This window comes from Rhodococcus sp. NPDC077669 (assembly GCF_040686915.1).
Lineage (GTDB): Bacteria > Actinomycetota > Actinomycetes > Mycobacteriales > Mycobacteriaceae > Rhodococcoides > Rhodococcoides fascians.
Genome location: NZ_JBFBMD010000001.1, coordinates 376849 through 393878, shown reverse-complemented (window position 1 = coordinate 393878; position 17030 = coordinate 376849). Strand labels below are relative to the sequence as shown.

16 protein-coding genes are annotated in these 17030 nt (G+C 65.5%); 6 read left to right on the top strand and 10 right to left on the bottom strand.

Annotated elements, in window-relative coordinates:
* Window positions 1–5: 5 nt before the first annotated feature.
* Both AB0P23_RS01875 and AB0P23_RS01870 read right to left on the bottom strand, forming a co-directional pair.
* Entirely contained in the window at window positions 6–1367 is a 1362-nt protein-coding gene (locus AB0P23_RS01875; RefSeq protein ID WP_032374578.1) for an MFS transporter, read from the bottom strand.
* Window positions 1368–1535: 168 nt separating this feature from the next.
* Window positions 1536–2210, bottom strand: coding sequence for a TetR/AcrR family transcriptional regulator (locus tag AB0P23_RS01870; RefSeq protein ID WP_032399916.1), 675 nt, complete (start codon window positions 2208–2210; stop codon window positions 1536–1538).
* A 109-nt stretch (window positions 2211–2319) separates the two neighbouring features.
* Here AB0P23_RS01870 and AB0P23_RS01865 point away from each other — a divergent pair, with 109 nt between their 5' ends.
* Together AB0P23_RS01865 and AB0P23_RS01860 are read left to right on the top strand one after the other, a co-directional pair.
* Complete coding sequence (locus AB0P23_RS01865) at window positions 2320–3210, top strand: shikimate dehydrogenase (RefSeq protein WP_032399917.1); 891 nt, start codon at window positions 2320–2322, stop codon at window positions 3208–3210.
* Window positions 3207–5099 carry a sugar phosphate isomerase/epimerase and 4-hydroxyphenylpyruvate domain-containing protein gene (locus AB0P23_RS01860; protein ID WP_032399918.1) on the top strand — a complete coding sequence of 631 codons (1893 nt, stop codon included), beginning with the start codon at window positions 3207–3209 and terminating at the stop codon, window positions 5097–5099. The genes AB0P23_RS01865 and AB0P23_RS01860 overlap by 4 nt, the downstream gene beginning before the upstream one ends.
* Before the next feature lie 7 nt (window positions 5100–5106).
* Here the strand turns inward: AB0P23_RS01860 and AB0P23_RS01855 are convergent, their stop codons facing one another.
* From AB0P23_RS01855 to pcaH, 6 genes are read right to left on the bottom strand one after another with little or no spacing between them, the layout of a single operon-like run.
* Window positions 5107–6318 carry an acetyl-CoA C-acetyltransferase gene (locus tag AB0P23_RS01855; protein WP_027497572.1) on the bottom strand — a complete coding sequence of 404 codons (1212 nt, stop codon included), beginning with the start codon at window positions 6316–6318 and terminating at the stop codon, window positions 5107–5109.
* Window positions 6311–7129: an IclR family transcriptional regulator C-terminal domain-containing protein gene (locus AB0P23_RS01850; RefSeq protein ID WP_027497571.1), complete on the bottom strand. Its 819-nt coding sequence runs from the start codon at window positions 7127–7129 to the stop codon at window positions 6311–6313. Before AB0P23_RS01850 ends, AB0P23_RS01855 begins: the two co-directional genes overlap by 8 nt.
* Window positions 7126–8289 (bottom strand): 3-oxoadipate enol-lactonase, encoded by a 1164-nt coding sequence (gene pcaD, locus AB0P23_RS01845; RefSeq protein ID WP_032399920.1) that lies wholly within the window; start codon window positions 8287–8289, stop codon window positions 7126–7128. The genes AB0P23_RS01850 and pcaD overlap by 4 nt, the downstream gene beginning before the upstream one ends.
* The gene (pcaB, locus tag AB0P23_RS01840; protein ID WP_032399921.1) at window positions 8289–9635 is read right to left on the bottom strand and encodes a 3-carboxy-cis,cis-muconate cycloisomerase; all 1347 of its coding nucleotides are present in this window, start codon (window positions 9633–9635) and stop codon (window positions 8289–8291) included. Before pcaB ends, pcaD begins: the two co-directional genes overlap by 1 nt.
* Window positions 9636–9677: 42 nt before the next feature.
* Entirely contained in the window at window positions 9678–10316 is a 639-nt protein-coding gene (pcaG, locus tag AB0P23_RS01835; RefSeq protein ID WP_032389268.1) for a protocatechuate 3,4-dioxygenase subunit alpha, read from the bottom strand.
* Window positions 10309–11025, bottom strand: coding sequence for a protocatechuate 3,4-dioxygenase subunit beta (gene pcaH, locus AB0P23_RS01830; protein ID WP_032374444.1), 717 nt, complete (start codon window positions 11023–11025; stop codon window positions 10309–10311). The genes pcaG and pcaH overlap by 8 nt, the downstream gene beginning before the upstream one ends.
* Before the next feature lie 109 nt (window positions 11026–11134).
* Here pcaH and AB0P23_RS01825 point away from each other — a divergent pair, with 109 nt between their 5' ends.
* A complete protein-coding gene (locus AB0P23_RS01825; protein ID WP_196249563.1) occupies window positions 11135–11884 on the top strand; it encodes a CoA transferase subunit A in 750 nt (249 codons plus the stop codon).
* Complete coding sequence (locus AB0P23_RS01820) at window positions 11881–12564, top strand: CoA transferase subunit B (RefSeq protein ID WP_045841272.1); 684 nt, start codon at window positions 11881–11883, stop codon at window positions 12562–12564. Before AB0P23_RS01825 ends, AB0P23_RS01820 begins: the two co-directional genes overlap by 4 nt.
* Here AB0P23_RS01820 and fdhD read toward each other — a convergent pair.
* A complete protein-coding gene (fdhD, locus tag AB0P23_RS01815) occupies window positions 12547–13386 on the bottom strand; it encodes a formate dehydrogenase accessory sulfurtransferase FdhD (protein ID WP_032399923.1) in 840 nt (279 codons plus the stop codon). The two genes, AB0P23_RS01820 and fdhD, sit on opposite strands and share 18 nt — an antisense overlap.
* 60 nt (window positions 13387–13446) lie before the next feature.
* The gene (malQ, locus tag AB0P23_RS01810) at window positions 13447–15606 is read right to left on the bottom strand and encodes a 4-alpha-glucanotransferase (protein ID WP_032374575.1); all 2160 of its coding nucleotides are present in this window, start codon (window positions 15604–15606) and stop codon (window positions 13447–13449) included.
* Window positions 15607–15790: 184 nt separating this feature from the next.
* Here malQ and AB0P23_RS01805 point away from each other — a divergent pair, with 184 nt between their 5' ends.
* Both AB0P23_RS01805 and AB0P23_RS01800 read left to right on the top strand, forming a co-directional pair.
* Window positions 15791–16222, top strand: coding sequence for an anti-sigma factor (locus AB0P23_RS01805; protein WP_027497563.1), 432 nt, complete (start codon window positions 15791–15793; stop codon window positions 16220–16222).
* Complete coding sequence (locus AB0P23_RS01800; protein WP_032368200.1) at window positions 16222–17007, top strand: SigB/SigF/SigG family RNA polymerase sigma factor; 786 nt, start codon at window positions 16222–16224, stop codon at window positions 17005–17007. The genes AB0P23_RS01805 and AB0P23_RS01800 overlap by 1 nt, the downstream gene beginning before the upstream one ends.
* Window positions 17008–17030: the final 23 nt, after the last annotated feature.

Sequence of the window (17030 nt, the reverse complement as noted above, 5' to 3'; positions counted from 1 at the left end):
GCGGGTCAGTTCGACGTCGTACGAGCGACCGACTCGCGCCGAGTCGTTCGAGTGGATCGTCCGAGCTCGTCGGTGGGCGTGCGATAGGTCTCCTTGGACGTGGACACGATCGCAACGTTGACGGCGCAGAACACGGCGGTGACGATGGCGACCGGCAACCACGCACCGATCTCGGCCCCGGCGATGGCACCGGCAATGGTGGGCGCGAATCCTGCTATGGCGAAACCGATCTGGGTACCCAGCGCAGTTCCGGTCAGACGTACCCGAGCCGGGAACATCTCGCCGTAGAACGAGGGCCAGACACCGCCCGTCGCGCTGTGGACGAAACCGAACATGACGATGCCGAAGACGAAGATGAGCGCGTAGTTTCCGACCGAGATGGACCAGAGGTATCCGAACATGAGGATTGCGCAACCGATCGATCCGAACAGGAACACCGGCTTGCGACCGATGCGATCGGACAGCGACCCGAAGAACGGGAGTGCGAACAGCGCGACGACGTTGGCGAGTACGCCGACCCACAGCATCGGAGTTCGTTCCAAGCCGACTGTGTTGACTGCGTACGACAGCGCATAGACGGTGAATATCGTACTGACCGAGGCGATCACGGCGGCAAACATGACTCGAAGAACGGCGGGCCAGTGCTCGGACAGCAGTTCGGTCAGCGGGAGACGCTGCGGCTCGGCGGACGCCACCTCTTCCTCGAAGACGGGGGTCTCGTCGAGCGAGCGTCGGATCAGGAATGCGGCGACAACGACGAATGCGCTGAGGAAGAACGGGATTCGCCAGCCCCAGCTGAGCAACTGGTCCTCGGGGAGCATGGCGACCGGGAGAAAGACTGCGGTGGCAAGGATCTGACCGCCCTGGGTGCCGCTGAGGGTGAAGCTGGTGAAGAACGCCCGTCGGTGGTCGGGTGCGTGCTCGAGGGTCATGGAGTTGGCGCCCGCCTGCTCACCGCCCGCAGAGAAGCCCTGGGCCAGGCGCAGCACGACCAGGATTATCGGGGCCGCGAGGCCGATGGATTCGTACGAGGGAAGGACGCCGACTCCGAGAGTGGCGACTCCCATCAGCAGGACGGTGGCAACCATGACCTTCTTGCGGCCGTAACGGTCACCGATGTGACCGAGCACCAATGCGCCCAGTGGGCGGGCCAGGTAGCCGACCCCGAAAGTCGCCAGGGCCAACAACGTTCCGGTGGCGGGGTTGGAGCCGGGAAAGAACACGCGGCCGAAGACCAGCGCAGCGGCGGTGCCGTAGATGAAGAAGTCGTAGTACTCGAGGGCGCTGCCCACCCAGGCCGCGGTTGCGGCTTTACGCGGGTTGGCTCCGGGGCGCAGGGGCGGGTGACCGGACGTGAGGGGATCCATCGGTGTCGTCTCTTTTCGTGTGACGGGAAGCCGGGCGCACAGTTCGACATCCACGACCCGATCGGCCGCTAATGTACGAAATAGTTAACTCCGGGCGCTCTTAGATATTGAACGTGATCCATGCCACGTGTCAACCCCCGATGCGATGCGGGTCGCTCGATCTCGGTGTCAGGCGTCGGTGGAGGTGAGGAACGCGATGATCATGTCGCCGAGCATGGCCCGCAGTCGTGTGCGGTGCGCCGGGTCGGTGAGGTCGCGCCCGAACAGTGCCTCGAACGTGTATCGGTTGGACAGCCGGAACACGCAGAAGCTGCTGATCGCCATATGGATGTCCAACGCGTCGACATCGGTTCGAAAGAGCCCGTCGGCCTGCCCGCGCGCAAGAATGTCGGCCAACAGCTCGGCGGCCGGATTGCCGAGATTGTTCAGTGCCTCGGAAGTGCCGATATGTTCGCCGCGCAGAATGTTCTCGGTCGATACCAGCCGGATGAAGTCCGGGTTCTGCTCGTGATGGTCGAACGTGAGCGATGCGATGGCGCGGATCGCCTCGACCGGACCGAGTCCTTCGACGTCCACGGCTCGTTCGCGCTCGCGGATGCGGAGGTAGGACCGCTCCAGAACGGCCTTGTACAGGCCTTCCTTGTCGGTGAAGTAGTAGTACAGCATCCGCTTGGTCGTGTGTGTTCGCTCGGCGATCTCGTCGATGCGCGCGCCGGCGAAGCCCTTGTCCGCAAACTCCTCCGTGGCTACCTCGAGGATGTTGTGTCGGGTCAGATCGCTGTTGCGCCGACGTTTGACGGCCGGTCCGCTGTCGTCGGAGGTGTCGGTTGTACGCGGAGCCATGGGTCGACTCTATCGCCGCGAATTGCGGAGAAAGGGTGTGTGCGTGCCGTCACCGTAGTACCGTCGAGCTAACTCACCAATTAGTACATTAAAGCTCGAGGAGATCGACATGCCGGAATCCCTGCTCTGCGGGCTGATCGGGACGGGTATCGGCAAATCGCTCACGCCCGCGATGCACGAGCGAGAGGGTGCCGAGCACGGTCTGACCTACCTCTATCGGATCATCGATCTCGATCGGCGCGGGCTGACCGTGGACGACCTACCGCGGCTGGTGGCCACGGCAGCCGACCTCGGATTTCGCGGCCTCAACATCACCCACCCGTGCAAGCAACGGGTTCTTCACTGCCTCGACGATCTCTCGGAGGATGCCGCGCGTCTGGGTGCCGTCAACACCGTTGTGTTCTCCGACGGGCGCGCGATCGGTCACAACACCGACTGGTCCGGGTTCGACCGAAATTTCGGACGTGGCTTACCGGGAGCCGATCTGAGTGATGTGGTGCAACTCGGAGCCGGGGGAGCAGGTGCGGCCGTCGCGTACGCAATGGCACGCCGGGGAGCCGTCAAGCTGACACTCGTCGATGCCGATCGTTCTCGGGCGCAGCAACTTCGAGACTCGCTGGCCTCGCTGTTCCCCGAGTCCGAGATCTGCTCGACCGGCCTCGATCGGCTCGGCGACGTGCTGAGCACAGCGTCGGGGTTGGTGCACGCAACGCCGGTCGGAATGCTCGAGCACCCGGGATCTGCTGTGCCGCAGGAATTTCTGCGTCCGCAGATGTGGGTTTCGGAGGTCGTGTACAGGCCGGCCGAGACCGAATTGCTCATGCAGGCAGCGCGAGCGGGGTGCCGAACCCTGAGCGGCACCGGCATGGCCGTATTCCAGGCAGCGGACGCCTTCGAGATATTCACCGGCCGAATTGCGAACGCAGATCGGATGATCGCGCACATGGGCACCCTCATCGACAGCGAAGATCGCGTCGCTGCTGCCGGGGCCTCCGCATGACGGCCATTGCCACGTCGGTGTCCACTGTCTCGCTCAGTGGGTCTCTCGACGAGAAGATGCGCGCCATCGCCGAAGCCGGGTTCGACGGGTTCGAGGTGTTCGAGCCGGATCTGATCAGCTCACCGGACCTGCCTGCAGACATTGCGAAGAAGGCTGCAGACCTGGGACTGACCGTCGATCTCTACCAACCCTTCCGTGACGCCGACTCCGACGACCCGGACCAGTTCGCGCGCAACCTCGTTCGCGCCGAACGCAAATTCGACGTGATGGAACAGCTGGGATGCGACCTGCTGCTGGTCTGCTCGTCACCGTTGGCCGGCGCAGTGCGCGAGGACGACATGTTGATCGAACAGATGGCAACTCTCGCCGAGCGTGCACATCGCCGCGGACTGCGGCTGGCCTACGAAGCGCTCGCCTGGGGTAGCCACGTCGACACCTACCGTCATGCCTGGAACATCGTCCGGCAGGTCGACCACCCAGCGCTCGGGACCTGTCTCGACAGCTTTCACATCCTCTCCCGCGGCGACGACCCATCCGGCATCCGCGAGATACCCGGCGAGAAGATCTTTTTCTTGCAACTGGCCGACGCCCCGCACCTGGTGATGGACGTCCTGCAGTGGAGTCGCCATCACCGATGCTTCCCCGGTCAGGGGAACTTCGATCTGGCAACCTTCGGAGCCGACGTCGTGGCCTCGGGCTACACGGGCCCGTGGTCGCTCGAAATCTTCAACGACGTCTTCCGACATTCCGACACCGGCCGAACGGCGTCGGACGCGCACCGTTCGCTGCTCCACCTGCAGGAGCAGGTCCGCAGCGTCGACACCGTCGTGCCGAATCCCGATCTGTTCTCCCCGCCTCCGCCCGGCCCGATCGAGAACATCGTGTCCCTACGTATCGCCGCGGGCCCTGCCAAGGCCGCCCAGTTGGGCACCACCTTGCGTCACCTCGGCTTCGACCTCACCGCCGCGCACAGCGAACACGGACTGTCGCTGTTCACCCAGGGCCCACTCGCCGTCGCGGTCGACACGACCGTCGATACCCTGTGGACCGCACCGGGCGTCCCCGCCCACCTGCCCGCTCTGGCCCAGATCGGGGTCCGCAGCGAACGGCCCGATCTGTGGTTGACCAGAGCCCGCGCTCTGGGTGTCCCCGCCGCGACGGTCACCATGCCGGGCGTGGCCGACGCGAACGACGCGGTGGTGCGGCTTGCCGTCACCGGTGCAACCTCGCTCGACCTACGCACCCGAGACAGCGCCGGTGCCTGGCAGTCCGCATTCGACCTCGCTCCCAGAGTGCCTGTGCCGCAGGTGAAGCCCTTGGTCTCGCACGTGGACCACATCGCCCTCGCGGTCCCGGCGGAAAGCTGGGACGGCGTGATGCTGTTGCTCCGCTCGGTGTTCGGCATGGTGCCCCGGGACGGTCAGGACGTCGTGGACGCGATCGGACTGGTGCGAAGCCAGGCCCTCACCCTGACGACCACGAACGGCACCATTCGCCTGTCGCTCAACATGGTTCCCGGTCGCCCGTCCGATGCCGACCCCCTGCCCGCCGCCCGCCGCGGAGGCGTCGGACATGTGGCGTTCGGATGCGAGGACATCTACGCCGCGGCCGAGGCGATGACCGAACGCGGTCTCACGCCGTTGCGTATCTCGCCCAACTACTATCGCGACCTGAACGCACGGTTCGGTCTCGGTCCGGACACCCTCGACGCGATGCAGCGGCTCGGCATCCTGTACGACGCCGACTCCGCAGGCGGCGAGTTCTTCCACTTCTTCACCGGCACCGTGGGCGACGACCTCTTCTTCGAGGTGGTGCAGCGGGCAGGCGGGTACGAAGGCTACGGGGAGACCAACTCGGCTGTGCGCCTGGCTGCGCAACTACAGCAGTGAGTAGCGATCAGGACAGTCGCTCGAACACCGCGGCCAAGCCCTGTCCGCCGCCGATGCACATCGTCTCGAGTCCGTAGCGGACTTCTCGGCGGTCCATTTCACGAAGCAGGGTGGCAAGGATTCGGGCACCGGTGGCCCCGACCGGGTGGCCGAGCGAGATGCCGGAACCGTGAGGATTCAACCGCGGGTCGTCCGACTCGATACCCCAGGACCGAGTCACGGCCAGCGCCTGGGCGGCGAAGGCCTCGTTGAGTTCGATGACGCCCATGTCGTCGAGAGTGAGCCCGAGGCGTCCGAGCGCTTTCTCGCTTGCGGGCACCGGGCCGATTCCCATGGTGCGCGGAGCGACTCCGGCAACGCCCCAGCTCGCGAGTCGCGCCAGTGGTCGGAGTCCCAGCGCCGCAGCCTTTTCGGGGGTGGTGACGATGGCGATCGCGGCACCGTCGTTCTGCCCGCTGGCATTGCCCGCGGTGACCGTCGATTCGGGATCGATCGATGCACGGATTGCCTTCAGCTTCGCCAACGACTCCACGGTGGTGTCGGCCCGTGGATGCTCGTCGGTCGAGACCAGAACAGGTTCCGACTTACGCTGGGGGACAGCCACACCCACGATCTCCTCGGCGAACACGCCGCTGTTCTGCGCGGCGACCGCCCGCCGATGCGACTGCACGGCCAGCGCGTCCTGATCGGCGCGGCTGATGGAGAACTCCTGGCGAAGATTCTCGGCGGTCTCGATCATGCCGCCGGGCACCGGAAAGTTCTTGCCACCCGCCGTCACTCGGGCCCGCGCAAGTCGGTCGGAGAGGGCGACCGCCTCGGCCTTGACGCCCCACCGCATGCCGGTGGCGTAGAACTCGGTCTGGCTCATACTTTCGACGCCGCCTGCCAGAACCAGGTCGTTGCCGCCGGACTGCACCTGCATGCACGCCTGCAGTACTGCTTGTAGGCCGGAGCCGCAGCGTCGGTCGATCTGCATGCCGGGCACGTCGATGCCGAGATCGGCGTCGAGGGCGGCGATTCGACCGATGGCCGGTGCATCACCGTTCGGTGACGCCTGACCCAGGATCACGTCGTCGATGTCCGCTCCGGAGATGCCCGTTCGCGCAACGAGTTCGGTGATGACCGTGGCCGCGAGGGCCTGGGCGGAAATGTCGCGGAACTGGCCACCGAAACGGCCGACGGGGGTACGCAGGGGCTCGCAGATCACGGCTTCAGGCATGGGTGTTTCCTCGCTTGTCGTTGGCTCCGGTACTCACCCGGAGCAGATCGGTCTCGATGGCGCGGGTGGCGTCGAGCAAGGCCGGGAGTAGTTCGGCGCGCACGGCGTCCGCAGAATGACGTGCAGCTTGGGTCGAGACGTTGGCTGCGGCGACAACCACGCCGGCGCTGTCGCGGATGGGTGCGGCGATCGAACGCAGTCCCTCTTCGAGTTCTTGGTCCACCAGGCAGAAGCCGTCGACCCGCACTCGTTCGAGTTCCCGCGCGAGCGAGGCCGCGGTGGTGATCGTCTTGCCCGTCAACGGCGTCAACCGCACTCGCTCCAGGTACGCATCCAGCTCGTCCTCGGGAAGACCGGCCAACAGCACCCGGCCCATCGAGGTCGCGAACGCCGGAAATCTGGTGCCGATGTTGATGCCGACGGTCATGATGCGGCTCACCGGAACCCGGGCGACGTACACCACATCGTCACCGTCGAGTATCGACACCGAGGACGATTCACGCACTCGTTCGGCGAGCGCCTCGAGATGGGGACCCGAGACCTCGGGGAGCGAAAGACTCGACAAGTAGCTGTACCCCAATTCGAGTACTCGCGGGGTGAGCCAGAACATCGAGCCGTCGGTACGCACGTATCCGAGTTCGACGAGTGTGAGCAGAAACCGCCGGGCGGTCGCGCGAGTCAGGTCGGTCGCTCGGGCCACGTCCGCCAGCGTTCGACGCGGATGCTCGCCGTCGAAGGCTCTGATCACTGCCAAGCCGCGTCCGAGAGACTGGACGTAATCCGAGGACGGCGGTGTGTCCGCGGCACTCACGAGGTTTCGCTCTCGGTGATGGCGGCCTGAGCCAATGCGAAAGCGTTGTTGCTGTTCGGTACTCCCGCGTAGACGGCGGTGTGCAAGAACACCTCGGCGAGTTCGTCGGGTGCGATACCGGCACGCAACGCCGCTCGGATGTGCATGTCGAGTTCGTGGTGGTTACCCAGGGCCGTCAGAACGGCCAGAGTCAGCAGTCGGCGGGTGTGGTGGTCGAGTCCGGGACGAGCCCAGACGTCGCCCCATGCGGTTCGGGTGATGAAATCCTGGAACGGGGACGTGAATTCGGTTCTCGATGCGATGCTGCGGTCGACGTGGGCGTCACCGAGCACACTGCGCCGTACGGCCATTCCGGTGTCGTGCGCCGCGGACCGTCCGGCGGAGTACGCATTCGCTCCGACGTGAGCGGCAATGGCCGCCGTGACGCGGCCTGCCTGTTCGACATTGGCCAGATGTGCGGCCGGGTCGAGTGTCAGGAACGTCGATCCTGCAATGCCATCGGCGATGATGCGCAGATCGTCCGGAGTGGTCGACGGATCCTGTCGGCCCGCGATCACGAGGGTGGGAGCGGCGATCCTGGCAAGGTCCGCGCGAGAATCCCACTCGCACAACGCCTCACAGCATGCCGCGTAGCCCTCGTCGCAGGTCTCGGCAATCATGCGTCGACACCGTGCGACGAGATCGGTGTCGCGGGCGGCGAGTTCGGGCGTGAACCACCGTGCGAGTACAGCGTCCGCGAGTGCTGCTGTCCCCGAGGCGCGGACGGTCGCGGCACGGTCGATCCACTGCACGGCTTCACCGAACTTGGCGGACGTGCACAGCAGGGTCAGAGTGCGCACCCGCTCGGGGCGATGAATCGCAATCCATTGAGCGACGGCACCGCCGAGGGAGAGTCCGACCACGTGGACGCGTTCCAGAGCGAGTGAATCCAGCAGTGCAAGAACGTCACCGGCGAGATCGGCCACGGAATAGGGGCCGGGGGGTACCGGTGATCGACCGTGTCCCCGTAGATCGACCGTCAACACGTGGACGGAAGCCGACAGTGCGCCCACCTGCGGGTCCCACATCGATCGGTCCGAGCCGAGCGAGCCGATCAGCACGACGGTATCCGCATCGGGGTGCGGCCCCTCGGTGCGGTGGTGAGCCAGAGTGACTGTCATCAGATGTCCTTCGAGTCCGTGGGGCGTTCGGTGTCCGGTGCACACGCAGCGAGGATGTCGTCGACCAAGTCGGGTGCGTGACCCACATAGCCTGCTGGATCCAACATCTCGCGCACCGCCGCCGGCGTCAAGAAGGCGGTGATGGCGGGATCCGTGTCCAGTGGCGCACCTGCTGCGCATCGGTCGGTGACGATGTCGCGGGCGCGCTCGGTGTGCGGTGCCAGCGCCGCCGTGACCCGTTCGGCGAGAAGTGCACCACCCGTCGCTTCGAGGTTGCGCACCATGGCATCTGGATGCACATGCAGACCGGTCAGGCTCGTCGCTATACGATGCGCACCGCCGCCGGTGAGGCGTAGCAGATCGGTGACGGTCTCCCATTCGGCGTGCCACGGTCCAGCGGCGCGCTGCTGCTCGTGGTCCATGTTCGCCAGCACTGTCGCAACGGCTCCCGGCACCCGGCGGGCCGCAGCTCGCGCGGTGACGGCGGCGATCGGGTTGCGCTTGTGTGGCATTGCCGACGAACCTCCCGGTGCGTTCTCGGACACCTCGGCCAGTTCGGTGGCGGACATCGACACGATGTCCCCGGCGATCTTCGCAATGGAGCCCGCGGCAATACCCAACGCGCACGCCAGATCTGCGACGGTGACGCGGTCGGTGTGCCAGGGCGCAGTCTGTGGTGCCAGATCCAGTGCTTCCGCGAGCGCGGCGGCAATGGCCGGACCGTGCGGATGTACGGCGGCCATCGTTCCGGCGGCACCTCCGTATTGCACACAGCACGACCGCCGAACCGCAGCGAGACGGTGACTCGAACGATGCAGCGCCCCAGCCCAATTTGCGGCCACCAGCCCGAAAGTAGTGGGTAACGCCTGCTGGCCGAGAGTGCGCGCGACCATAGGAGTGGTCCGGTGCGCCAGCGCCAGGCCTCGCGCCGCGGTATGTGCATCACCGAGCGACGCCTCGACGACCGTGAGTGCGTCACGTGCGACGAGCATGGACGCGGTGTCCATGATGTCCTGGCTGGTCGCCCCGGGGTGCACTGCAGCAGCAGGAACTCCGCGCTCGGACACCGCGTTTCGCAGTACTTTCACCAGTGGTATCACCGGATTCCCACCGGCCGCTGCAGCCGCTCCGAGTGCTGTGATGTCCAGAGATTCACCCAGCTCTGCCGCGACCGCGGTGATGATGTCCGCATGCTTCGCGTCGACCACGCCGACAGAGGCAGCGGCCCGGGAGAGGGCTGCCTCGACATCGAACATCGCCCGAACCCAGCCTCGGTCGCCGACGATCGGTGCGATGATCTCGCTGCCGAATGTCGGATCGAACAGTGCCCCTCTATCGGAAGCCATGGTCCTCTTTCACCGCATCGTCGATCAGTTCGGGAGCGTGCATCACAGCGCGAAGAACGGGGTCTCGTCTCCGTCCGGATCGGTGTTCTGTAACACGATATCGAGGTGGTAGCCGCCGTCCACTGTGGTGGCGACGAGTCGGGCTCGCTTGTCGGCGGGCAAGGCGGACAGCACCGGATCGATTTCGTTGGCCTCGGCCTCGTCCGGGAAGTACATCCGCGTGACGACCCGCTCGAGCATTCCGCGGGCGAAGATTCCGACGTCGATGTGGGGTGCTTCGACGAGGTCGTTCTCGGCGGGCAACGGCCCCGGCTTGATGGTCGTGATCGTCATCGTTCCCCGTGCATCGGCAAATGCTCGACCGAAGCCGCGGAAACCTGCGACACGTGGTGCCACGGCACCCCGTGGATCGTCCGGATGGTCGAAGCGTCCGTCGGAGTCGGCCTGCCAGGTCTCGATCATCGCGTCGGACACCGGTTGACGAGCCCCGTCCACGAGGGTGAACGTCAGGATGATCGCCTCGGCGGTGCCGGGAGGTACCACGTCCTGTCCGTCCGGCCACAGCAGACCGATGTGGACGTACGGCCCGACCGTCTGAGAAGGCGTCTGACCGAACGGTGCGGTGGTGAAATCGGCACCGGTCACCACCGGGTACCGGGGAGCGAACTCGGGGTCAGTCATCGTGGTCGTCCTCCTCGAACGGGGTGGCGTTGCGTCCGCGCAGAACGATGTCGAACCTGAATCCGAGAGCCCAGTTTTGCTGTGTGGCTTCGTAATCGAAGGTACTGATCATGCGAGCGCGCGCGTCTTCGGGAGCTGCGTTGTAGATGGGATCCTGGAAGAACATGGGGTCGTCGGGGAAGTACATCTGCGTCACCAACCGCTGGGTGAAGGCGTGACCGAACAGCGAGAAGTGAATGTGGGCAGGCCGCCATGCGTTGTGGTGATTACCCCAGGGGTACGCGCCCGGCTTGATCGTGGTGAACCGGTATCGGCCGTCGGCATCGGTGAGTACTCGGCCCACGCCGTCGAAATGTGGGTCTAGAGGTGCAGGCCAGCGATCACCCGAGTGTCGGTACCGTCCGCCTGCGTTTGCCTGCCACACCTCGACGAGTGTGTTCGGGATCGCTTTGCCGTCGCTGTCGAGCACTCGTCCGTGAACGATGATGCGTTGACCCTGAGCTTCACCACCTCGCGCAAGTGTCAGGTCGGCGTCGGAAGCCGTGACCCGTCCCTCGCCCAGAACCGGACCGGTGATTTCGGTCAATCGTTGGGGGAGGAGCGTCAACGGCTGCGCCGGATGCCGCAGGGCAGTGGTCCGGTACTCGGCGAAGTCGCGTGGTGCATGGACACCCGTCTGGTCCCGGTACTCGGGCGGGAGATGAAGCATCGACAGCTCCTGACAATCGTGGTGATCAAGCGCACTCATCACCGTATACAGGTGTTCGCATGGTGGCAACCTGTTCACATCACGCACATTGTCGGGTACCGTCGCTGGCATGTTGGACAAAGTCGTGGCCAGTGCCACAGAAGCGGTAGCGGACATCCCCGACGGGTCGTCGATCGCAGTGGGCGGGTTCGGGCTGGTGGGAGTGCCGGAGATCCTGATCGCCGCTGTGCTCGAGCAAGGAGCAACGGACCTCGAGACCATCAGCAACAACTGTGGGACCGACGGCTTCGGTCTGGGAGTGCTACTGGCGCACCACCGTATTCGGCGCACGATCAGTTCGTACGTCGGATCGAACAAGGAATTCGCCCGGCAGTACCTCGGTGGTGAACTGGAGGTGGAGCTGACCCCGCAGGGCACCCTCGCCGAGCGGCTGCGAGCCGGCGGTGCCGGCATTCCGGCGTTCTTCACCCCCGCGGGCGTGGGGACGCAGGTGGCCGACGGCGGTTTGCCGCTGCGCTACGACGGCAGCGGCGGCATCGCCGTGGCGAGTCCGCCCAAGGAGACCCGGAACTTCGACGGGATCACCTACGTGATGGAGCGCGGCATCGTCGCCGACTACGCCCTGGTCCACGCCTGGAAGGGCGACAGGCACGGCAACCTGGTGTTCCACGCCAGCGCACGAAACTTCAATCCACCCGCCGCCGCATCGGGTCGGATCACCGTGGCGCAGGTCGAGCACCTGGTCGAGCCGGGGGAGATCGGTCCGGACGAGGTGCACACCCCGGGCATCCATGTGCAGCGGGTCGTGCACGTCGGCCCGGTCGAGGTCGGCATCGAGCAGAGGACGGTACGAGCATGAGCGAAAAGATGACCCGCGAACAGATGGCCGCTCGGGTGGCGCAGGAGCTCGGCGACGGGCAGTACGTCAACCTCGGAATCGGCATGCCGACCCTGGTGCCCAACTACATTCCGACCGACGTCTCGGTGATTCTGCATTCCGAGAACGGCGTGCTCGGCGTCGGCCCCTATCCCACCGAGGACGAACTCGATCCCGAGATCATCAACGCGGGCAAGGAAACCATCACGGTGCTTCCCGGCTCGTCCTACTTCGACTCGTCGCAGTCGTTCGGAATGATCCGCGGCGGTCAGGTCGACGTCGCCGTGCTGGGTGCGATGCAGGTCAGCGCCACCGGCGACCTCGCGAACTGGATGATCCCCGGGCACATGGTCAAGGGGATGGGTGGTGCCATGGATCTGGTGCACGGTGCCCGCCGCGTGATCGTCATGATGGAGCACGTCTCCCGGAAGGGCGAACCGAAGATTCTGCAGTCCTGCACTCTGCCGCTGACCGGAAAGGCCTGCGTGCACAGGATCATCTCGGACATGGCGGTTCTGGACGTCACCGACAACGGACTGCGCCTCGTCGAGACCGCGCCGGGAATCTCGGTGGACGACGTCAGGAACGCCACCGCAGCCGAGCTACTCGTCGATGTCGCTGGGGAGTGGAGCCTGCGGAACGACTCAGAAGATACCGTCTGACACAAGGACGCGGTCGGCGCGGGAATAGATGTTCATCGACCGGCCGCGGAGAAAGCCGATCACCGTCAGTCCTGATTCGGTCGCGAGATCGACCGCGAGAGACGACGGTGCGGACACCGCTGCAAGTATGGGGATCCCGGCCATCACCGCCTTCTGTGCCAGCTCGAACGAGGCGCGGCCACTGACCATCAATATCGTGCCGCGCAGCGGAACTCGATCGTGCTCGGTGGCCCAGCCGACGACCTTGTCCACCGCGTTGTGGCGTCCGACGTCCTCGCGGAGGACGAGCATGTCGCCGTCCGCAGTGAACAGTGCCGCAGCGTGCAAGCCGCCGGTGGTGTCGAAGACCTTCTGCGCTGCGCGCAGGGTGTCCGGTAGCCCGGCGAGGGTATCGGACGTCACCACGACGTCGTCGTCAGCAGGAGAATGCTTGGTGCGCAACCGGATTGCGTCGAGTGATCCCTTGCCGCAGACCCCGCACGACGAGGTCGTGTAGAAATTGCGTTCCACCCCGGTCTCGGGGGCTGCTACGCCCGGTGCCAGCGTGACGTCCAGGACGTTGTAGGTGTTCGCGCCCTCGTCGTCGACGCCGTCGCAGTACCGCGCCGCAGCGATATCGGCACGCGATGCAATGACGCCCTCGGTCAGCAGGAAACCGTGGGCCAGTTCGACGTCGTGGCCCGGCGTACGCATCGTGACGGCAAGGGCTCTGCCGTCGACGCGCAGTTCCATCGGTTCCTCCACCACCAAGGTGTCGGGACGGTCGACTCGGTGTTCGCCGCGTATTCGGACGACGGGTCTGCGAGCGGTGATCCGGCCCATCAGTGCCGACTCGATACGCGGCGACGTCGAAAGCTCATACCTCGATTGTGGACCCTCGTGTCATCGGTCCGACGACTCGGTTGCCATTGCCCGCACGAGCGACACCAATCGCGGGTGTTCGGCGAGGTCGTCGACCAGCACTGCCGAGCCGTCGGAGTCGGCGAGCGGGACCTTCCAGTTGCCGTACTGGGTCTCGTCCGTACCCGGTTGGTTCTGAATGCGATGTTCACCGACCGCGTCGACGAGAGCGACGCCGATCAGCAGCGACGGGCTGCGCTGGACCAGCCGGTGCAGGGCCTCGACGGTCTCGTGGTTGTCGGCATCGGCAGCGAGTAAACCACGGGTGCGGGCCAGGTCCAGGACCGCCTCTCGCGCACGGGAATCCACTTCCTTTTCCGCATCGATGTCGCGCTCGAGCAGGCCGAGTCGGGACCGCAGTTCGATGTGCTCGCCTTCGAGGTATCCAGCGGTGGGAGGCAGGTCGTGCGTCGTCACCGACGTCAGGCACAGAGTCCGGTAGTCCTCGGGCGGGATGGGTCCGGAATCATCGGCCTCGAACCAGAGGATGGAGGTGCCGAAGATTCCGCGCTCGGTGAGGTATTCCTGCACCATCGGCTCGAACACCCCGAGGTCCTCGCCGACCACTACCGCACCCGCGCGCTCGGCTTCGAGGGCGAGGATGCCGATCAGCGCCTCGTGGTCGTATTCGACATACGTTCCGCCGCCGGCGTTCTCGGCCTCCTGCGGAATCCACCACAACCGGAACAGGCCCAGGATGTGGTCGACGCGGATGCCCCCGGCGTGACGCAGAATCGTGCGCAGCATGTCTCGGTACGGGACGTAGGCCATCTCGCGCAGTCGATCCGGATCCCATGGCGGCTGATTCCAGTTCTGGCCCTGTTGGTTGAAGTTGTCCGGCGGCGCTCCCACGGTGACTCCGGACACCAGCACGTCGCCGAGCGTCCACGCATCGGCCCCGCCGCGGGCGACTCCCACCGCGAGGTCGTGCATGACGCCGATCTCCATCCCGGCGTCGAGCGCGGCCCGCTGGGCAGCGGCCAGTTGCTCGTCGCAGATCCACTGCAGCCACATGTGAAAGTCGATGCGCCCGGCCAGCTTTGCGCGTTGTTCGAGGACGAAGTCGGTGCGGGGGTGCGCTGCGCGATCGGTCCATGCGGGATCGTTCGGGCCGAACTTCTCCGCCAGCGCGCTCCACACCGCAAAATCCCGGAGCCCGGTGCCCTCGCGTTCGACGAACGCCCGGAACGCGGACTCGCGGGCCGGACTGCGCTCGACCTTGTGGACGCGTTCGAGGGCGCGGAGCTTGGCCTTGAACGTCGCGTCCCGGTTCAGCTTCTTGGTGCGAACGTTCGCCTTGTCGAATCGAGCCGCGGCATCCTGGATCTTGCCGAACTGCTTGGGCGAGAGCAGCGCCGTCTCCCGAATGTTCTCGACACGGATGTACAGCGGATTGAAGAAGCGTCGCGTGGTCGGTAGATACGGAGAGGCCTCCACGGGCGTCGTCGGCCGGTCGGCGTGCAGCGGATTGACCAGCAGATAGTCGAATCCATGCACGCGGCCGGCGATGTCGACCATGTCCTCCAGGTCGGCGAGATCACCGATGCCCCACGAACGCGTCGAGCGCACCGAGTACAGCTGTGCCAGCAGACCGGTACGTTGCCTGTCGGCAAGTTCGGCATTGGGCGACAACGACTTCGGTGTGACCACGACGACCGTGTCCGAGGTTCGGACGGTGTTGTCCTCACCGATCGTCGTCGCTGTGAGGCTGTGCCATCCCAGCGGGGCATCGCCGGGCACCACGAACGTGGCACGTCCGATCAGCCGTCCGTCCACCTCGCGCGGATCGACCCAGACGTCGGCCTGCGGTACCTCGATGGCGTCGCCGTCCTCGGACACCATCGACACTTCCACCGGATTGCCGTGTGGCACATGCACCCACACCGTCGCCTCGGTGCCCTGGGTCGTGACGACCACAGGAGGAAGCAGGCGACGCCACGGTGCGTTCTCGATGTCCTCCAGTGCCCGATCGACATCCTCGGTGGTCTCGGTCGCGTAACCGCGTGCAGCCAATACCTGCCGCAGGGTCGCGTCGCTCACGTCGTGCTCGGTGTCGTCCCAGCCTCGGTACGACGTCGACGTACCGAGCCGCTGGGCGAGAGTTCGTAGGGCCTGCGAGTAATCCTCATCCGAATGTGCCACGGTGTCGATCGTGCCAGTTCGACGGGCGCACGTCACCCGCACCGGTCGGCCGTTCACCGCAGGTTCGTTCCGCGGTGTGTTCGGGGGGCGACACCCGTGTACTGCGAGGGTTGAAAGCTTCCCCGCTGGGTAGTCTTGCTCGGCACACGAGAAACGAACTGCTTGGCGACGATGGGAAGTGCGGATGGCTGGGGTCAGCAAGATCGAAGAACTGGAGCGAGATTCCGGTGCACCGGTCGAGCTGAGGGTGCGCGCCGAAGCCGACCAATTGCCGGTGGTGCGGGCCGTCGCGGAGACTCTCGTGGTGCTCAGTGACTTCACTCTCGACGACATCGCCGACGTGAAACTCGTCGTAGACGAGGTGTGCTCCCAGCTCATCAAAGGTTCGGTCGCCGACGCGGAACTCTCGTGCAGGTTCTCCGTCAACGATGCCGGGATCCGAATCGTCGTGACGTCCACGCTGACTCCGACGTCGGTCCCGAAGCAGGACAGCTTCGGTTGGCACGTATTGCAAACTCTCGCAGACTCCATCGAACTCCGCGCCGACGACGCGATCGACGACGTTGCCGGCCGCACCGTCGCGATCGACGTGGTCAAGCGGAGGAGCAAGGTCTAGTGCCGGTGCCGCAGGAACGAAGCACACGGCGAGAGTCCGACGATTACAGCGACGTGGTCGCGCTGATCCAGCAGATGCAGGCGCTGGACGAGAATTCACCGCAGCGTTCCGTGCTGCGTGACCGCATCATCACGCGCTGCCTTCCCCTTGCCGAACACATCGCGCGCCGATTCGGTGGGCGCGGTGAAGCGCACGAGGACCTCTTGCAGGTGTCCAGGCTGGGTCTGGTCAATGCAGTCGACCGGTTCGACATCGAGCGTGGGTCGGATTTCGTCTCGTTCGCCGTCCCCACCATCATGGGCGAAGCACGTCGCTACTTCCGCGACGCCGGCTGGTCGGTACGGGTACCGCGACGCATGAAAGAGCTGAACTCGATGATCTCGCAGGCGGTGGGATCGTTGTCGCAGAAGCTCGGTCGCGCCCCGACCGCGAGCGAAATCGCCGCCGAACTCGGGATCGACGTCAAGGAAGCATCGCAGGCACTGCTTGCCCGCAGCGCGTATCAGACCGTGTCGGTCGATTCGGTGGTGAGCGAGGATCGCCTCCCGCTGATGGACACGCTCGGTGCCGACGACCCGGAACTCGAGAAGATGGAAAGCTACCTCGCTGTGCGGCCCGCACTGGAGAAGCTGCCCGAGCGCGAGCGTCGCATCGTGGTGCTCCGGTTCTTCGGGTCGATGACTCAGACGCAGATCGCCGAAAAGGTCGGAATTTCGCAGATGCACGTGTCGCGCATTCTGGCGCGCACGCTCGCTCAGTTGCGTGAGGATCTCGGCGAGGACTGAACCGGACACAGCCGACGCGGAAC

What these genes read in the sequence shown, in the direction of transcription:
- AB0P23_RS01875 (WP_032374578.1), bottom strand. Translation starts at nt 1,367, where the DNA reads ATGGATCCCCTCACGTCCGGTCACCCGCCCCTGCGCCCCGGAGCCAAC.
- AB0P23_RS01870 (WP_032399916.1), bottom strand. Translation starts at nt 2,210, where the DNA reads ATGGCTCCGCGTACAACCGACACCTCCGACGACAGCGGACCGGCCGTC.
- AB0P23_RS01865 (WP_032399917.1), top strand. Translation starts at nt 2,320, where the DNA reads ATGCCGGAATCCCTGCTCTGCGGGCTGATCGGGACGGGTATCGGCAAA.
- AB0P23_RS01860 (WP_032399918.1), top strand. Translation starts at nt 3,207, where the DNA reads ATGACGGCCATTGCCACGTCGGTGTCCACTGTCTCGCTCAGTGGGTCT.
- AB0P23_RS01855 (WP_027497572.1), bottom strand. Translation starts at nt 6,318, where the DNA reads ATGCCTGAAGCCGTGATCTGCGAGCCCCTGCGTACCCCCGTCGGCCGT.
- pcaD (WP_032399920.1), bottom strand. Translation starts at nt 8,289, where the DNA reads ATGACAGTCACTCTGGCTCACCACCGCACCGAGGGGCCGCACCCCGAT.
- pcaB (WP_032399921.1), bottom strand. Translation starts at nt 9,635, where the DNA reads ATGGCTTCCGATAGAGGGGCACTGTTCGATCCGACATTCGGCAGCGAG.
- pcaG (WP_032389268.1), bottom strand. Translation starts at nt 10,316, where the DNA reads ATGACTGACCCCGAGTTCGCTCCCCGGTACCCGGTGGTGACCGGTGCC.
- pcaH (WP_032374444.1), bottom strand. Translation starts at nt 11,025, where the DNA reads ATGCTTCATCTCCCGCCCGAGTACCGGGACCAGACGGGTGTCCATGCA.
- AB0P23_RS01825 (WP_196249563.1), top strand. Translation starts at nt 11,135, where the DNA reads ATGTTGGACAAAGTCGTGGCCAGTGCCACAGAAGCGGTAGCGGACATC.
- AB0P23_RS01820 (WP_045841272.1), top strand. Translation starts at nt 11,881, where the DNA reads ATGAGCGAAAAGATGACCCGCGAACAGATGGCCGCTCGGGTGGCGCAG.
- fdhD (WP_032399923.1), bottom strand. Translation starts at nt 13,386, where the DNA reads ATGGGCCGGATCACCGCTCGCAGACCCGTCGTCCGAATACGCGGCGAA.
- AB0P23_RS01805 (WP_027497563.1), top strand. Translation starts at nt 15,791, where the DNA reads ATGGCTGGGGTCAGCAAGATCGAAGAACTGGAGCGAGATTCCGGTGCA.